A 17,513-nucleotide genomic window follows, 5' to 3' on the forward strand; every position below is an offset into this window, starting at 1 on the left:
AATAGTGAGACATAGTTCAAAAATTGAGCTTATTGATAAGTATATAAGCTAATGTGATTTTTTCAGGAAAAATGGGCGTTGCGAGCAGGTTCAAAAAAATAAATCAGGGAAGAGGAGTTTAAGACCTTGTTTGCGAGATTTTCAAAATAGGAGAGAATTGGGCTGAAAAGTTGCAATATGCGAATAAAATAAGAGGGTTAAGAAGCGAGAGAGGCAACAACTTTTCCCTCGCTCCAAAGTTGGCTAAACACACTACATTTTCGTCGCGCGTTCAATATGGAAGAGATGAATCTCATGAAGGATGCGTTCTGAGATGAGGTCTGAAATGATGCCATCAAAACGCGTCTGCAGTTTCTGAACAGCAGGGATCAATTCCATCATCGCTTCTTCATTTTTATCATTCAGCTCAACATCAAAGCTGAGGTCGTAGTCGATGGATGCAATGAAAGGCTTCATGCGCTCTAGAATGCAGTTGATCATGTATTCGTTGGAGCTAAGGTGCATCAGCTCCTCTTTGATCAGCTCAGTCAACGCACAGGTGTCCTCTGTTCGCTGAGCATTCTCTTTAGGAAATGGGATAACGGTCGGCATAGCGGATTCTCGTTAAAAAAAAAAGATATAAGTTATGTTTATTAGTATTTGGTATCAAAATTAGTTAAAAATCGTACGCTTGCATAGAGACACCTGACATTAGTGCAGCTCGGTTATCAATCTTAGTAAAAGGGATTGGATTGCAACTAAATGAGGCTTGCGCAATTTCCTAAGATCGTCTAGCACATTTTGATGGTATCTACCGCTGCGAGCATGCTCTCGCAGAGCGCGTCACTGCTCGTTCTGATGCTATTGAATAGCTCTTCAGGCAAGCCTTGCGAGAAGTCATGATGCTCAAGGTTTTTACATGCCTCAGAAAACGCCACAGCCCCCACCATTAACGCTGCCCCTTTCATTTTATGCGCTGATTTTTTAACGTCTGCGTACTTCTCTGCCGACCATGCAGTTTCCATTTCTTTAATGTCAGAGGCTTGGGTGGAGACATAACGGTCCACCAACATAGAAAGCAGATCTGGATCATCACCTGTCGTTTCTTTCAACGTTGAAAGATCGAAGGGGGCATTATCCAATACGTCTACTGAACCTGTGCTGTCTGATTGAGATGGTTTCAAGTCCGTCTCAGTTGGCGAGAGTAGTGAGGTGGCGGTGTCTTCCGCGCCCTCCGTTGGCGCGGTTCCCATGGTCGGGTTGAGGGCAATAAGCTTATTCATGACAACGAGAAGGTCTTGCTGCTTAAAGGGTTTGGCAATGTAATCCGTCATACCTACGTCCAAGCATCGCTCTCTATCGCTAGCCAAGGCGTTGGCCGTCATGGCCAATATTGGAATGGCTGGCAGGTTGTTTTTCGCTTCAATTTCACGAATGCGTTGTGTGGTTTCGTACCCATCCATCACGGGCATTTGACAGTCCATAAAGACAATGTCGAAGCGATCGGACATATAGCGTTCAAACGCAATGGCACCGTTATCTGCAATGGTTGGATGACAGCCAAGGTTTTTAATAACCGTAGTGATGAGATCCTGATTGACCGGATGATCTTCGGCAACGAGTATTGATAGTCCTTCGCGAGTCAAAGACGTTTCCTGTCGTTTCGAGATATTTTCGCGATCAGTCAATTGGGTGAATATCTCATTACGCGTACAGCCTTTGCCATCCATGTGCGAGATGACTTCGAGAGCGTGCGTGAGATTAAGGATGGTAAACGGCGCGGTAAGTGAAGCCGATATTGAGTAAGGTCTGTGCGTTAGCACGCCTTTAATGTCGGCGAGGTACAGCACATGCTTGGTATAGTGCTCAGGCTCAAGTCGTGGGCGTAGTTCTTCGAGAGAAACCGTATGGTCGACCAGCGTGTACATAAAGCCAGGAGCGTTTTCCAAGGTGACCAATGCCGCGTGTTCGTTTCTTGCTACCACACACTGCATATTGTGGTATTCAAGGTATTTCACGATGTTGGATACTTGGCTGACGCTGCGTGAAATCACCAACGCGCGTTTTCTATCGAGCGTGGTAGACGGTGCGGAAAGACCGTCAATGTTGTCTTTGTCGATTTCAACATCGAGTTTAATGGTGAAGGTTGAGCCTTTACCCAAATCGCTGTCAGCTTCAATGGTACCCTCTAACAACTCCACAAACTTGTAGCAGATTGGCAGGCCAAGCCCGGTGCTTGGTAGCGACGTTTGCTGGAGTTGTCTATCTGAGAGAATTTTTCGAAGACTTTGTTTAAATCCTCTTTCGCTATACCGATCCCCGTATCAGTGATCTTCATTTCAATCGAGCAACGTTCATCTGAAAGGTCAACCATGGTGAACGCGACGTCAACGTATCCTGTTTCAGTAAACTTGGCGGCATTCCCCGCAATGTTGACCAATGTCTGGCGAAGTTTGGAGAAGTCAGACACGATACGTGTCGGCAATCGAGGGTCGAGATATGATGAGAAGCTGACCGTCTCTTTTACGCGCGGTGCAACAATGTTTGTGACGTTTTCCAACAGTTCGTTAAGACACATGGATTCATGCCGCACGGACATTTTCCCCGCCTCAATTTTCGACAAGTCGAGAACATCGTTGATGATGTCTAACAAGGCGTTGGCTGACGTGGAAATCGTTTCGTTGTAGTGCCGTTGCTCATAGGCTAACTGGGTGTTCCCTAATACTTCTGACATGCCGATAATGCCATTGATTGGGGTGCGAATCTCGTGGCTCATCATAGCTAGGAACGTCGATTTCGCTTCATTGGCTTGCTCTGCTTCATCTTTCGCGTGGCGAAGTGCCTCTGTCACTTCTTGGTTCAGCTGCGCCTGCTTGTCTGAATACATCATGCTGCAAATGCTTTTTACGACAGGTGCAATCCAATTGATGGTTTCACCGTCGTACTCATAGCTTCTGCCAGCGATGAAAATCACACCCACTGCTTCGCCTTTGGTGATTAACGGAATAAGGACGTACTGAGAGAAAAGTGGGTCATCGTTTTGTATGAATTCGGCATCTTGCGCGAAGCCGTTTCGCTTTAGCGCAATACAGTGCTGCGCGTATTCAAGTAAGTCGGCGGGTAACTGCATGAACATATTTGCAGTGTTATTTTGAGCGTGTTTATAGAGCAAGGTTTGTTGATCACCTTGAATGCCAATCATGGCAGCGAGTTCACTGTCAGTAAATGTTGAGAGCACAGCGAGTGCCTTTTTAAAGCTGCGCTCGGAATCGCCCGTCGTCATGTACAGGTCTTGCACTGTGTTAAATACAGAATACAAGGCGTTTCCTCGGCTCAATTTCGCCTCGACATCGAGTTGTTTTGATATATCCCTGATCACGATAACGACGTGGAAGATCCCGCCAATTTTTTGTTTGTTGGCTTTGAAACTGAGATAGCGAATATCGCGGCCTTCTCCAAGCGTTTGTACTGACTCCATTTCTGACAAAGACATCGCGCCTAGATAAGACTTTTCCACCGCCCCAATCAGGTCGGTGTTCGCCTCCGTTTCCAATGCCTTTAGTTGATTGACGTCCCCGTCCATGCAGTTTTCAGGAGCTTCTAACAAGGTAATCGCGGCTTGGTTGCTTGATGTAACATGCCCTGTTTCATCTAAAACCAGCACGCCATCGCGGTAGTTTCGAAGTATCGATTCGAGATAGCTCTTACCAAAACCGATCTTCAGTAAGGTGTTGGCATGTCGAATAAAAAAGAGTGAAAGCGTGACGATAACGGCGAGAAATACGGCCAATAAATACTTCTGGGTAAATTCAATCGTATTGAGTGCGCGGTCTGCTTTGAATTCTATGACCACGCCCAAATTAAGGTAGGGGAGCCATTGCCACGCGCCTATCACGGAATTGTCACTGATGTCTGGGTAGCCGTGTGTGTTTATAAACCTGTCTGTTGACCCCGCAAAATACTCGCCATACTCATTACTCAAATACGGGAGTTCGCTGGTTTCTTTTTGCATGGTAGAGGGGGCGAGTATGTTGCCGTTTTTGTCGGTGATAAAAAACAGGCGGTTGTCAGTTTGGTCATGGGTGACGAACAGATCGTCGAAGGATTGGCTCGATTTAATGGCGATGACGACGGGTGGAGATTCAAATTCTACGCGTCGACTTTCAACGACAAACCCGTAAACCACGGAGGAAGAATTATCGTCCGGGTTCAGCTTAAGCGGTGTGCCAACATAGTGTTGATGTTGTCGGATAGATTCGACGGTTTGGCTCATCACCGAAGTGGACATGACGTTTTTATTGCCCACGCTAATCGCGACGTCGTTTTCCGGTGAGACCAAAATGAGACTATTTAGAGAGAAGCTGTTGAGGTACTGGTTGAGCGCACGTTGAGCCAACACGATGTCGCGAAACTGTGGTCGCTCGCTGGTGATTAGTGTCTCGAGATCGCGAATGAGCGCGGCATCATTTTGCATGATGGTGAGTTCACGGTCTTTGTGCTCAAACCAGTCCTCTAACAGGACGGTTGCTGTATCCAATTCCGAGTTGAGGAAATATTCCAGCTTGAAATGCGTTTCTTGATAAACCGAGCGGAAAAACCACAAAAACGACAGCAAGATGATAAGCACCACCGCACCGCCGCTAACAAATAATTGGATGAGCGTTTTTTTCGATTCCTGAGAAAAATAGGCGTGGTTTAGCATCTAGAAACCTCAGGCATGTTCAAGAAAGACGTTTTTATATTTGGTGTCTTCCTGTACTACATGTTTCACCCACCAGAATCGGAGCAGTTTGAAAAAGTCAGTCTTGTAAAAGCTGGGGTCTGCTTGGCATTTCAGAATGACGAAGTCGGCTTGTTTGACCAATCGCACATGCATTTCTTTGTGTACTTTCAGTCGTTGGTATTCCCGTTGTTCCAGTAGCTGTTCTTCCAGCAAAATGTGCCCTTTTATGTAGGCATCAAACCTTGCGGCGATTTCATCAAAGGCTTTCTCATCTTTGTGATTGATGATGATGTCGTAGGTGTCGTTGATGATATCGAGCAACGCCATATTGCTGTTGTCCAAATCGCTTTGCCCTACCGAAAAACGATCTTGCCATTTGATGAAGAGTTTTTTAGGTGGCGCAATTTCAACGTCTTGTTTGGTATCGGTCGTGGCAACTGGTTCCGAAACGGTGGGTATGTCAGAGAGTGGAGCACTCTCGTGAACCAAAGACTCAAACTCTTCCATCGCTTCGTCTGCAAACGCGATGGTGCCGTTTGTTTGAAACGCAGTCGTTTTGGCTGGGTCTTGCTGATAAATTTCGAAGTAATGCTCGATGGTCTTTTTGGGCTTTGCTTGCTGGGCAAGCTGGTTAACACGCTCTTGCAAAGATTGACGGTTGACGGGCTTTACCAAAAAGGCATCAACATCAAAAGCGATACATTGTGCGATAACACTCTCTGAGGCATTTGCCGTCAGAATGATGATGGGAATATCGTGCGGAAGACCAAATCGACCGCTACGCACTAACCTCAGCATTTCCAGACCATCGATAGGATCCATCTGAAGATCAGTGATAATCAGAGAAGGGCGCTCATGGTAGAGTTTAGAAATGGCATCCGCACCGTCGATGGCAGTGATGGCCTCTTCAAAGCCGAGAGACTTCGCCATGATCGCGATGGTCTCCCGAATCATTTCATGATCGTCAACAATCAGACACTTATCCAGCATAAACGGTCCCCCATCTCGCAACACTTCCCCTAACTAATTTATAGTTTATTTAACTGATTTTTCAATAAATTGGACAGGTGTAAACAACACGAGATTCGGGACTTTGAAGCCAGTTATCGGATAAGTAAGAAAAAGCCCATTGATATGACGACAGTCGGCAAGGTACCGAGCCGCATTAAACTGAGCACACAGACGAAAACACCGGAAAGTAAAAAGGCATTGTCGAATGAAACGTCTAACTCGCCTTCCGGGAAAACGAGAATAGGAACAGCCAGTGCAGTGAGTACAGCAGGCGCACTGAATTTCAAGAATCGTTGCATGACTGGCGTGACCCGAAAGGGAATGCTTTTGGCCAAGAAAAAGTAACGAACGCTGAATGTAATGGCAGCCATACCAAAAATCATCAACCAAGTATTCATTGTTCATCCTCCTTTTCATGGGTTTTTGGTGACATGCCACTTTCACAAATAAATCCTGCCAACATGCCAACTAACGCGCCAGCATGAGAGCATTGCCAATGCCTGCCAACGTGAAAAAGACCACAGAAATGGCGGAGACAATCACGCTGCAAAGTACGGGGAAATCTTTAATGGTTGGGATGACAAGAGCAATAAAGGTTGCAGCGATGGCGAACTCCAGTCCCAGCTCTTCGATGTTGTCGAAATGAGTGCCGCCAAGTACACCCACCAATGTCGCGAGATTCCAGCAGAGATAGAAAAATGCGCCACTGAAAAGGGCATAGTGCCGGCAAAAGATGCCGTGTTTTTCAGTATGCGCGGCACTGAGCGCATACATTTCATCGGTCAGCAGAAAGCCGAGTGCCAAGCGCCACTTAAGCGGGAGCACTTGGATGTGTTGGCGCATGTTGACCGAGTAAAGAAGGTGGCGAGCACTAATCACAAACGTGGTACCAAATAATGTGCCTGTCGGCGCGCCAATGCCCATCATGGTTACGCCTGAGAGCTGCGCAGCACCGGCGAAGACTAACAATGACATGGCTTGTGCTTGGAGTGGTGTCAGCCCTGCTTGAATACCCAATGAGCCACATAAAATGCCCCAAGGCACCACGGCAACACTGAGTGGGATCATATCTGAAAACGCCGTAAGCCAAATGCGCTTCGAAGACGGCGTGAGAGTCGAGTGTCCATTCATTGAAAGCGAGTCCTTCTTTCGCTTGAAACCTGATTTAAGTTCTAACAGACCGTTTTGGGGAAGAATTGCACAAAATTGCTTTTTGATATTGCTTGGGTGTCACACCCATGGCGCGACGAAAGTGCCTGTGGAGATGGCTTTGATCGTGAAAGCCACAGGCGTGCGCGCACTCTGCCACGGGCATGCCAGACTTCAGCAGCAGTTTGGCTCGCCGTACTTTCAATTGGATCTGATAGGCATGCGGAGGCAATCCAAAACGTGCTTTAAATTGTCTTACCAGATGGTAAGGGCTGACTCCGGTAAGCTGACTGAGATCATCGAGCTGAATACCGTCTGCAAAATGTTGATGCAGATACTCACGAACCATGTCCAACTGTGGCCCAAGTGAGGGGGCAGGCAAGATAGACTGCGTTTGTCTTTGGAATCGACATGTCAGCGACAGCAGGACATGATGGGTGAAAGTCTCAGTCAACAGCGGTTCTTCGTTGTCACGCAGCAAGTCAAAGAGCATCACTAATTGATTGGCGAGCTTTTGGTCATTTTCTACGGCAGCAGGGAAGTAAGGCGTGGCTGAAGCTAAGCCCAAGTCTGCATTTACTGCCTCGAATTGCGCTTCGGTAGGATACATGGCTTCATATGACCAACCGCCTTCGCTGGCGGAATGGCCGTCATGAATTTGATCGGCATTGACCAGAATGATGCTGTTGGTTGGGGCGATGTGATAGCTGCCATTTCGCCAAAAACGCTGCGCGCCTTCGCGGATCACGCCTACTGTGTATCCTTCGTGCGTATGACGACTAAAAGCTTGTTTTTCATACGTTGCTTGCAGGATTTCCAGACCGCCAAGCAACGGAGAAGCATCAAATTTGGCAAATTCCATTGCACACCTATTCGTTCAGTTACTGAGCAGTATAACCAAATAGGTAGCAAAAAATTTGTACAAAATTGCGATATACCTAAACAACCTGAAGATGCAGGATTCAGCGAGTTTGGGTATACAAGATAGCGATGAGAAAGAAAGTGCTTGGGATTTGAGAATCAAAGTGACCAAAGAAGATGTTTCGCTGTCTTTAGTAGAGTGGGGAAGTACAAAATAAAAAGGATGCCATGAAGGCACCCTTTTCAGAACTCTGCGAGGAGAAAAATTAGATTTTTTCTACGTTTGCAGCTTGTGGACCTTTTTGGCCTTGTTCGATTTCAAATGCTACTTGTTGGCCTTCAGCCAGAGTTTTGAAACCTTCGCCAGTGATAGCGCGGAAGTGAACGAATACGTCTGGACCATTCTCTTGTTGAATGAAACCAAAACCTTTCTCTTCGTTAAACCACTTCACGGTACCGGTAGATTTAGACATGTTGTCTCCTGAATATATTTCCATTTGTAACATTGCGCATGCGCACATAGACCTATTAATGAATCAACTTATGGTGGCAAATGTAGCGAATAGCTTCAGGACAACTTACTTTTGCGAAGGTAGGGTGTAACGAAGTTTTCAATTGCAGCATAAAGAGCTCTATTAACCAGGCCGAACGATAGTAACACAGCATCTCCAATTGTATAGGTATTTTGGGTTGCTGCTGTCTCAATGTGTGCTCTGTGTCGGCAGAAATCTCAAAATCACCGAAAATTTCAGCCGAAGTTGAACACAAAGTAAACATAGTCGTTAATTCCGGAAAAGAAAGTGAGACATATCCCGATTTTCAAAACAGAAAGTGTATTCTTTCTAAGAATCATGAGTTTAGAAGTATAACTGCGTGGAAAATTGTCACTTAATTGTAAAGAAAATCTTCAGTTGCTCACCGCAAAAAAGCATATAAAAATCCAGAGTCTCATAGCTGATTGTTTCGCGAGACACCTTTAGAATTAGCCTATAAGCAAACCACAAGAATCCTGCATATTCATGTGGTTTGGGTCTATTACTTTTATAAAAATGCGCTGAAGAGATTTGGAGGTCGTGAGTGAGAATCGGGATTGATCTGGGTGGTACAAAAATCGAGGCAGTGGTGCTTACAGAGGGTGGCGAGCAAGTTTTTTGTGAACGCGTTCCGACACCTCAGCATGACTATCAAGGCACACTAGAAGCCATTAAAGGCTTGGTTGAGCGTGCAGAAGCGGCGGTGGGTGAAACCTGTACAGTTGGCATGGGCATTCCAGGGACCTTGTCGCCAGTGACGGGGCTGGTGAAAAACGCCAACTCGGTATGGTTGAACGGGAAGCCATTGGACAAAGATTTGGCCTCGGTATTAGGTAGAGACGTGCGTATCGCCAATGACGCAAACTGCTTGGCAGTATCTGAGGCCGTTGACGGTGCGGGCGCAGGCGAGCATTTCGTCTTTGCCGTTATCATCGGTACGGGTTGTGGCGGCGGTGTGGCTATTGATGGAAAAGTGCATGCTGGTGGAAATGGCGTTGCAGGTGAGTGGGGACATAACCCGCTACCATGGCAAAATGATGAGGATCGCCACCACGAATCAAACACGCCTTGCTACTGCGGCAAACCGGGTTGTTTGGAAGTATTTATTTCAGGGACGGGTTTCTGGAAAGATTTTGAACTGACCACAGGCAAAACGTTGCGTGGGCCTGAAATCGTTGCGATGGCAGAAAACGGTGACGCAGAGGCTGAGGCATGTTTGCAGCGCTATGAAGACCGTCTGGCGCGTGCATTGGCATCCGTTGTGAACACAGTTGACCCAGATGTTATTGTCTTGGGTGGTGGTATGTCTAATGTTGATCGCGTGTACAAGAACGTCCCGGGTTTAATGGCCAAATGGGTTCTCGGTGGTGAGTGTGATACGCCGGTTCGAAAAGCGAAATACGGCGATTCAAGTGGCGTACGTGGCGCAGCTTGGCTTTGGTAAAACAGCCTTACTCTTCAATCAAAAGCACGGTATTGCCGTGCTTTTTCTTTATCTCCTCTCTGCTCTACTCACTATCTGCTGAAGCAACGTCAACCCTTGTGAACAGATCTATATTTATTGGAGGTGTTTCATTTTTGAAACTTCCAATGGGCTTTCTGAAAAGGGTATCTATGAAAATCATTTTTGCAGACGACATGGCAGATATGCGTGAAAACATCCTCTCTTCACTCAAAGCGGTTGAGGAGGAGTTTGGCCCTTTTGAAATTTTGGGTGAGGCTACCAATGGCAGAGAGCTTATCTCTTTGGTGGAAAGACACCCGCATGTCGACCTCGTGTTAACTGACCTTAGAATGCCGACCATGGACGGGTTATCTGCGCTGGTTTACCTCAAAGCGAACAACAAAATTAAAAACATCTTCATGATTTCCAGTGAAAGTATTGTGTCGATTAATCAGGCTGAGAAATTGAAGATGGACGCAGATTTGGACGAAAAAATGGGGTTGTTGGATAAAATTGCCCACCGCGTGATCGACGATGAAATCGTGGAAGGAAAGATCAATTCAATTTTGACGGGCTGTGAAAAGCTGCGCCTCGATCCCATCAAAGTGGCGGAATATTACGGCGCGACGGGTTACATGAGAAAACCGATTTCCCGTCGAAAAATGGGAAACCTGTTTGAAGCCCTCTCGACCCAAAACGGCTTTATCAATATCGGCCTCGTTTAGGCGAGCATCTTCAGGTTGTTTGGGATTATTGATTGTTTTGACAATGAGACACGCTCGCCTAGTGTTTAAGCGAGGCGACCAAAACACGACAAAAAATACATTTTGGTTAGCGAGATTTTTTTTGCGCTTATATATCAATATCTAACGGTTTTTGATTGCAGTTTAAGTGCTTACTGATTACCCGAAAAAGGTGTAGCAGATGAGTATGGCAGCAGGACACCAACCCAAATTTCACACGCCAGTGAGTACATCAGCCACGCACGGCGACACCAAGAAAAGACGCAATCAGAAAAACCTTATCTTTTCACTCGATAATGAACAGTACGGCATTCCCTTATCATCGGTAAAAGAAGTGATTGGTATGGTGAATGTCACGCCGATCCCTCACGTCCCATCTTTCTTTAAAGGCCTGTTAAACCTGCGTGGGCGGATCATTTCTGTGATTGATTTGAGGTTGAAGTTGGGGCTGGAAGAAAAGCCTTATGAACCGAAGAAAACCTCGATCATCATCAGCGACGTTAACGCACTGACCATTGGCACCATCGTCGATGATGTCAATGAGGTGGTGGGCTTTGACGAAGAGCAGATTGAACAAAACCTCGACATTGCAAACAGCATCAAACGCGATTACATCTCTGGCGTTGCCAAAGCATCGAACAACCTTGTGCTCTTGCTCGATATCCAGAAAGTGCTCGACCCCGATGAACTAGAAATCGTTCATCAACACGCCCAGTCATCGCTAAAAAACAACAACGATAGCCAAGAGGGATAAACCATGTTTGAGACTCTCTCCTTACGCGCAAAAATCATTTTGGGTAATGCCGTTAGCTTACTGTTTCTCATCGTGCTTGGGGCGGTCAGCTTAAACAGCCTAAGCAAACTAGAAGAGACAGATCAGTGGGTTGACCATACCCACAGAGTGATCAACAAGGCACTGCAAATTGAGAGCTCTGCGGTGGATATGGAAACGGGTATGCGAGGTTATCTGCTCGCTGGGCGCGAACAATTTTTGGAACCCTACAACAGCGGTAAGAAACACTTTGAAGAGTTGGTGACGGAGTTAAAGAAAACGGTCAGTGACAATCCCGCGCAGGTTGCGCTGTTGGGCGAAATCGAATCCAACATTCAGGAATGGCAGAACACAGTCACCGAAGATGCCATTTCGTTGCGTCGGGAAATCGGTGATTCGAAAACCATGAACGACATGGCCATGGTTATTGCTGAAGCCAGAGGCAAAACCTATTTTGATCGCTTTCGTGGATTGATAGATACCTTTGTTTCTCGCGAGCGTGGGCTCTTGGCACAACGTGAACAGACGTTTGAGAATGCGGTCAGCGTTGAAGAGATACGTGATTCTGTCGATTGGGTCGCTCACACTTATCAGGTTATTGAACAGGCTTTTTTGATTGAAGCGGCGGCACTCGACATGGAAACCGGCATGCGTGGCTTTCTGCTCGCGGGGCGCGAAGAGTTTCTTGAACCCTACAATGAGGGACGAAGCCGCATCAATACGCTGATCAACGACCTGAAAAATAAGGTCAATGACAACCCGGCGCAAGTGGCGTTGCTCGGCGACATTGACGCAGTAATATCGGAATGGCGTACACAGATTGCGGAGCAGCAAATTTTGCTTCGTCGTGAAATTGGTGATGCCAAAACAATGGATGATGTTTCCGATTTGGTTGCGGAAGCTCGCGGGAAGCGTTATTTCGACAAGTTTCGCGGTCAAATCGCGACCTTTATTGAACGCGAAGACGTGTTGATGACGCAACGATTAGCTGCGGCAGAGGCAACGGTTTCAAGCACAAATTACACCTTAATATTTGGCGTTATCATTGCCGTGATTGTCGCCATTCCCACGGCGTATCTGCTGAGTAACTCCATCATGCGCCCCTTCCAGAATATATTCCGTGGGTTGCGCAAATTCAGCACCAAAGAGTTGCGAGAGTTGAGCGTGGCATTTAATGGCGTCGTACAGCGAATGAGCCAAAGTGCAGGTCGCGTGGCCACAGTGGCGAACAGCATCGACAATGTATCGCAGAACCTTTCCCAAATCTCTAATCGTCAAGCGAGTTCGGTCGAAGAAACGTCTGCGAGCACTGAAGAGATATCTGGCATGGTGCGCATCAATGTGCAGGCGGCAGAAGAATCGCGCGATCTGTCAAAACAGGTCGGAGAAAAAATGTCCGAGCTTGATGAGGCAATGAACAAGATCTCCGACTCCAACCAGAAAATCGCTGAATTGGTGAAAATCATCGGGGAAATTGGCGCGAAAACAGAAATCATCGACGAGATTGTTTTCCAAACCAAACTCTTGTCCTTCAACGCTTCTGTGGAAGCGGAGCGGGCAGGGGAGCATGGACGTGGTTTTGCCGTGGTCGCGCAAGAAGTGGGTAACCTCGCCCAAATGAGTGGTAAGGCCGCGACGGATATTGCGTCTATTGTGAAGCAAAGTATTGGCGAAGCAGAAACCATCGCCAAAGAGAACACACAACGTGTAGATAATGGGTCAGCGATTGTTGCCGACACACGCAGACAGTCGAATCAAGTGCTTGAAGGCACGACCAAGATCTCAGAGGCCTCGAATGAACAGGCGAGAGGTATTCAGGAAATCAGCAATGCTGTTGAGTCCATCAATAAAGCCACACAGCACGCTGCGTCTATTGCCGATCAGGCATCGAGTTCAAGTTCAGAGCTGAGCCGACAAGCGGAAGATCTCAATCGTATGGTGAGAAACCTCAATAGCTTCTTGAGAGGGCATGAAACATCGTCTGTGGACGATGCGCCCATGAGTGTGAACAGCCAGATTCAAGAGGACTATGAAAGACAATCTTACTCGAGCATTCGCGATCATGTAGACAACGCATTGGGTACGGAAGAGGTGGGGTCTTCCGTCGACAGAGACAACAAAGTTGCCTGGAACCGTCTGTAACGATCAGGAGCTGAAACGATGGATGAATACATTAGTTCGGCTAACGCACAGGAAAAGGTACACACTGATTGGCAAGCGAGTTCAGCGAACCTGACAGTTCAGGAGTTCAACTATTTTGCAGAGCTTATTTTCCAGCACGCAGGGATAAAGCTCGGGATCGAAAAGCGCAAGATGTTGGAAATCCGTCTGAGTAAGCGGTTGCGAGCGTTAAACCTAACCAGTTTCAGCGATTACTTGTGCGCGCTGAAGCGAGACATGGGTGGACGCGAGTTGATTGAGTTCACCAATGCCGTCACGACAAACAAAACCGAGTTTTTCCGCGAAGAATACCATTTCGATTTTCTTCACGAAGATATTCTCGCCAAGCGTCATCCTGAGTCTGTGTTTATTTGGTCTGCAGCCTGTGCCAGTGGTGAAGAGCCTTACTCCATCGCGATGTTGTGCGAAGAAATAAAGCGTGAGCGTGCCAACTTTGATTATCGTGTTCTGGCCACCGATGTCGACACGCAAAGATTGGCCATGAGCGAGAGCGGTGTTTACGCCAAAGATAAGCTTGAAGAAATTCCTCAGAAATACATCGACAGATATGTCTCCCGACATCGTTTTGATGCTGCTGGCGACATTCAGGTATCAGAAGCCATTCGACACTATGTGAAGTTTCGACAACATAATCTAATTCATTATCCTGAAAAATTTGGCATTCAGTTTCACTATATTTTCCTAAGAAATGTCCTGTTCTATTTCGACCGACAAACCAGTGAGAAAGTTGTTCGCGCTTTGCTATCCCAGCTTCAAATGGGCGGCCTGTTTTTTGTTGGCTTAACAGAAACACTGCAATACATGGATGTGGGACTGAAGCAAGTCGGCTCCTCTGTGTATCAGAAAGTGCGTGGCTAGTGACGATGATGAGAGAAATTCAGGTGCGCTCAGGCGAGTTTCAATTCGCATACCGAAAACCGATGTGGATGCAAACCGTGGTTGGTACGTGCGTGACGGTGTGTATTTGGGATCAAGAAAAAAACAGCGGCGGAATGTGCCATTTTCGTCTGCCAATATCTCCTGATGCCATCGCATTGGATGACAACGCCAATGACTACGGTTCTTGTGCGATTCCGAACCTTCTAAGAAAGTTTAAACAGACGGCTTCTCGACCAGAAAATCTCCGCGCATGGGTGCTGGGTGGTGGTCAGATCAATGACGGCGAATTCATCCAATCTCAGCAAATTGGAGAAAGAAATGTCGCGGTTTCGTTAGAACTGTTGGCGCATTATGGCATACCAGTGGTTGGTCTCTCAGTAGGCGAGAAGTCGGGAAGACAAGTTCGTTTTGAGCCTTTTTCTGGCCGTGTGGATTTTCGTTTGGTTGATAACGGCAGTGAGCACAATGAATGCTCCAAACCCGTTTCCAAAAATGCGTTTGTTGCAGCCATCCCCGATCATACTGCCAGCAAAAACTGGATTGATAATGCGGTCGATTGCTCTTTTTCGGGCTTTGTTGAATCGTTCAAAGATCTTGAATCCGTTTCCGAATATGCCGATGCCAGAAAACCACGCGCACTCATCATCGATGCCATGCACCTGCCTAAAAAATTCAAAGAGCCTGTCACTCCTCTGGGTATCCCCGCGATTGTCGTGTCAGATACTTTGCAGCCGATCCCGATTTCAACCTACAAAAACTTGGCGCGCATGGTCGGAAACCACATTTTCACCTCAACGGCAGATAGCTTAACGAAAGTGCTGGAGTCTGCGGTGTCATTGACCGCTGCGCACAATTCGGTCAAACAAAGTCAGAGCACCGCGGCGTCAGAGCAAGCCGGTTTGATTTTACTGGGGTCGTCGACAGGTGGTGTAGATGCCCTTGAAACCGTGCTCTCTGCATTACCTCAATCCATGCCACCGATTTGCATTGTTCAACATATCCCCAAAGGGTATTCGGCCGCCTTGGTTCGGCGGCTCAACCACGTCAGCAAACTGACCGTCGTTGAAGCCACCGACGGTGAAGAGGTAAAGGCGGGCACGGTCTATTTTGCGCCAGGTGGCAGGCATTTAAAGCTTGTTCAGTTGGGCAATGACACAACCATTTTGCGAGTGACCGATGAACCGCCAGTTAACGGCTTTCGTCCATCGGTTGAGTATCTATTTAATTCAGCACTTAAGCTTTCCCCAAAAAACATCGTTGCTGTATTGATGACGGGAATGGGCAGTGACGGAGCCAGTTCTCTGAAAACCTTAAAAGAAAAGGGAGCATTAACGCTTATTCAAGACGAAGCCAGCAGCACCGTCTATGGCATGGCGCGCGTGGCCAAAGAGATAGACGCGGTATGTCGCACGGTGCCCTTAATTGGCATTGCGCCGACATTGATTGATGCCACCGAACAAGCTTCAACGCCTCTACTGAATGAGGAAGAACATTGACGACGCAGAGTGGAAAAGCAGCCATTGAGGCAGCCATCACTGATGCAATGCAAAACCTGCGCGAAAAAGGCGAGGCACACTCTCTGTGCGAATTGATTGAGATGCTGCGGTGTCTTTCTGAGGGTGTGTCGAATAGCAATCAAGCCAAGCCTCACAATGCTTTGTCTTCACGCATGATAGCGATGATGGTAGATGCGTTATCTGTCATGGAAGAGGAAGGACTTTCTGCTGATTCAGAAATCGTCTCACTCGCACTGGATCTACTTTATCTTCTTGATGACGAAGAAAGGGCCACGCAAGATGCTGAAGCATCGTTTCGGAAAAAAGTTGCCATCATTACGCTAAACAAGATGGGTATGGATACGGTGTTTTGTGAAGATGCCTCTATCTTCGATGACAACGTTCAAAAGGAACTGGATTACCTTATTTCTCTGGTTGGAACGGCCGAGGACGCCTGTTCGAATCAGCCTAAACGCAAAGCCTTGTCTCGCACCAAACAAACCGTTGAACGCGGGGGTGAAGTTAAGAGCAAGTTTGAACCCACCACTCGCGTGAAATCTCACCTCCTTGAGCAGTTAATGAGCTACTCCGAAGAGCTTGTACAAATCAGAAACACCCTGTTCGATATCGCCGAAAAACAAGAAAGCCAAAGTCTGACAGAGCTCTCCAATAAATTGGTGTCGGTGTCGGACAACATTCTCAATGATTTGCTCAAAACACAGATGCGCCCAGTGGGGAACTTGCTGAACAAGTATCGACGCATCGTGAGGGACCTCTCTGTAGAGTTAAACAAGAAGGTGGATGTTGAGATCGTCGGTGAGAATATCGAGCTTGATAGTAACGTGATTGATGCGATTAACGAGCCTTTGACGCATCTCGTGCGTAATTCGCTGGATCATGGGTTTGAAACGCAGGAGGTTCGCGCCTCGCTCGGAAAATCGATGGTGGGACGATTGCTGATCCATGCCTACAACGAGTCAGGAAAAGTCGTCATTAGCGTCAGTGATGATGGTAAAGGAATTGATGTTGAAAAAGTAAAAGAAAAAGCAGTCTCAAACGGGGTGGTTTCAACGGATGTCGTTAGAACGATGAGCGATAAGCAAGCTCTGGAGCTTATCTTTCATGCGGGGTTGTCGACATCTGACAAGGTAAATGCCGTATCAGGACGCGGTGTTGGTATGGATGCCGTTAAACGTAAAGTGGAGGAGATAAAAGGCTCGATCGATGTCTTCTCAGAAAAAGGAGTTGGTACAGAGATCTCGTTGGTTTTTCCTCTCACCATGGCGACGTTGAAAGTGGCGTTATTCGACATTCGGGGCATTACCTATGCCATTCCCTCAGCGGATATCGCCAGCATCATGGGGTTACACAAAGACGATGCTGAGACCAGTGTTCGATTTGATAGTGACCATGTGCTGCTCTATCGAAACCAAGACGTTATCCCGTTAATAGACCCTTCTGAATACCTGGGTGAGTTGGCAAAAGACGGAACGTTTGAACAAGCCTATCGCAGTGGTGCACGGGTTAGCATCGTTATCTTTCGCCATCGCGGGCAAGAGTGGGGATTACCTGTCGATGAGGTTCGTGCGTTTATCGACATAGTGATTAAGCCACTGGATAGAAGCATGAACGGCAATGAGGTGTTTTCTGGGGCGGCAGTGTTAGGCAATGGCGAGTTGGCCTTGGTTATCAACTTGAAAAAGGTCATTCAGCTATCACATACGCACTGAGTTCTATGAATG

15 protein-coding genes are annotated in these 17,513 nt (G+C 47.1%); 7 read left to right on the top strand and 8 right to left on the bottom strand.

The genetic code is table 11. From position 1 onward, the window contains the following. Nucleotides 1-252: 252 nt before the first annotated feature. The 8 genes from ATN88_RS08325 to cspE form a co-directional block, all read right to left on the bottom strand. Complete coding sequence (locus ATN88_RS08325; RefSeq protein ID WP_067414003.1) at nt 253-591, bottom strand: hypothetical protein; 339 nt, start codon at nt 589-591, stop codon at nt 253-255. 179 nt (nt 592-770) lie between these two features. Then, nucleotides 771-2,180, bottom strand: a complete 1,410-nt coding sequence (locus ATN88_RS27055; protein WP_232312977.1) for a response regulator — start codon at nt 2,178-2,180, stop codon at nt 771-773. Beyond that, nucleotides 2,168-4,681: a histidine kinase dimerization/phospho-acceptor domain-containing protein gene (locus tag ATN88_RS27060; protein WP_232312978.1), complete on the bottom strand. Its 2,514-nt coding sequence runs from the start codon at nt 4,679-4,681 to the stop codon at nt 2,168-2,170. Before ATN88_RS27060 ends, ATN88_RS27055 begins: the two co-directional genes overlap by 13 nt. A 9-nt stretch (nt 4,682-4,690) precedes the next feature. Beyond that, nucleotides 4,691-5,692, bottom strand: a complete 1,002-nt coding sequence (locus ATN88_RS08335; RefSeq protein ID WP_067414006.1) for a response regulator — start codon at nt 5,690-5,692, stop codon at nt 4,691-4,693. A gap of 113 nt (nt 5,693-5,805) precedes the next feature. Then, nucleotides 5,806-6,111 carry an AzlD domain-containing protein gene (locus ATN88_RS08340; RefSeq protein ID WP_067414009.1) on the bottom strand — a complete coding sequence of 102 codons (306 nt, stop codon included), beginning with the start codon at nt 6,109-6,111 and terminating at the stop codon, nt 5,806-5,808. A 70-nt stretch (nt 6,112-6,181) separates the two neighbouring features. Then, the gene (locus tag ATN88_RS08345; RefSeq protein ID WP_232312980.1) at nt 6,182-6,844 is read right to left on the bottom strand and encodes an AzlC family ABC transporter permease; all 663 of its coding nucleotides are present in this window, start codon (nt 6,842-6,844) and stop codon (nt 6,182-6,184) included. Between the two features lie 34 nt (nt 6,845-6,878). Continuing rightward, nucleotides 6,879-7,724, bottom strand: a complete 846-nt coding sequence (locus ATN88_RS08350) for an AraC family transcriptional regulator (RefSeq protein WP_067414016.1) — start codon at nt 7,722-7,724, stop codon at nt 6,879-6,881. Between the two features lie 265 nt (nt 7,725-7,989). After that, nucleotides 7,990-8,196, bottom strand: coding sequence for a transcription antiterminator/RNA stability regulator CspE (gene cspE, locus ATN88_RS08355; protein ID WP_067414018.1), 207 nt, complete (start codon nt 8,194-8,196; stop codon nt 7,990-7,992). Nucleotides 8,197-8,800: 604 nt separating this feature from the next. Between cspE and mak the strand changes: the two genes are divergently transcribed. The 7 genes from mak to ATN88_RS08390 all read left to right on the top strand — a co-directional run bounded on the left by mak (nt 8,801) and on the right by ATN88_RS08390 (nt 17,501). Beyond that, on the top strand, nt 8,801-9,700 hold the full coding sequence (gene mak / locus ATN88_RS08360; RefSeq protein WP_067414019.1) for a fructokinase: 900 nt from the start codon (nt 8,801-8,803) through the stop codon (nt 9,698-9,700). Between the two features lie 170 nt (nt 9,701-9,870). Next, a complete protein-coding gene (locus ATN88_RS08365) occupies nt 9,871-10,425 on the top strand; it encodes a response regulator transcription factor (RefSeq protein WP_067414134.1) in 555 nt (184 codons plus the stop codon). Between the two features lie 199 nt (nt 10,426-10,624). Next, complete coding sequence (locus ATN88_RS08370) at nt 10,625-11,197, top strand: chemotaxis protein CheW (RefSeq protein WP_067414021.1); 573 nt, start codon at nt 10,625-10,627, stop codon at nt 11,195-11,197. Between the two features lie 3 nt (nt 11,198-11,200). After that, complete coding sequence (locus tag ATN88_RS08375) at nt 11,201-13,357, top strand: CHASE3 domain-containing protein (RefSeq protein WP_067414023.1); 2,157 nt, start codon at nt 11,201-11,203, stop codon at nt 13,355-13,357. Between the two features lie 18 nt (nt 13,358-13,375). Further along, nucleotides 13,376-14,254 (top strand): CheR family methyltransferase, encoded by an 879-nt coding sequence (locus ATN88_RS08380; protein WP_067414026.1) that lies wholly within the window; start codon nt 13,376-13,378, stop codon nt 14,252-14,254. A gap of 5 nt (nt 14,255-14,259) precedes the next feature. Further along, nucleotides 14,260-15,771 carry a chemotaxis protein CheB gene (locus ATN88_RS08385; RefSeq protein ID WP_232312988.1) on the top strand — a complete coding sequence of 504 codons (1,512 nt, stop codon included), beginning with the start codon at nt 14,260-14,262 and terminating at the stop codon, nt 15,769-15,771. After that, the gene (locus ATN88_RS08390) at nt 15,768-17,501 is read left to right on the top strand and encodes a chemotaxis protein CheA (RefSeq protein WP_067414036.1); all 1,734 of its coding nucleotides are present in this window, start codon (nt 15,768-15,770) and stop codon (nt 17,499-17,501) included. Before ATN88_RS08385 ends, ATN88_RS08390 begins: the two co-directional genes overlap by 4 nt. Nucleotides 17,502-17,513 lie beyond the last annotated feature (12 nt).

Origin of the sequence: Enterovibrio coralii (genome assembly GCF_001559595.1) — a bacterium.
In the GTDB taxonomy this organism is placed as follows: domain Bacteria; phylum Pseudomonadota; class Gammaproteobacteria; order Enterobacterales; family Vibrionaceae; genus Enterovibrio; species Enterovibrio coralii.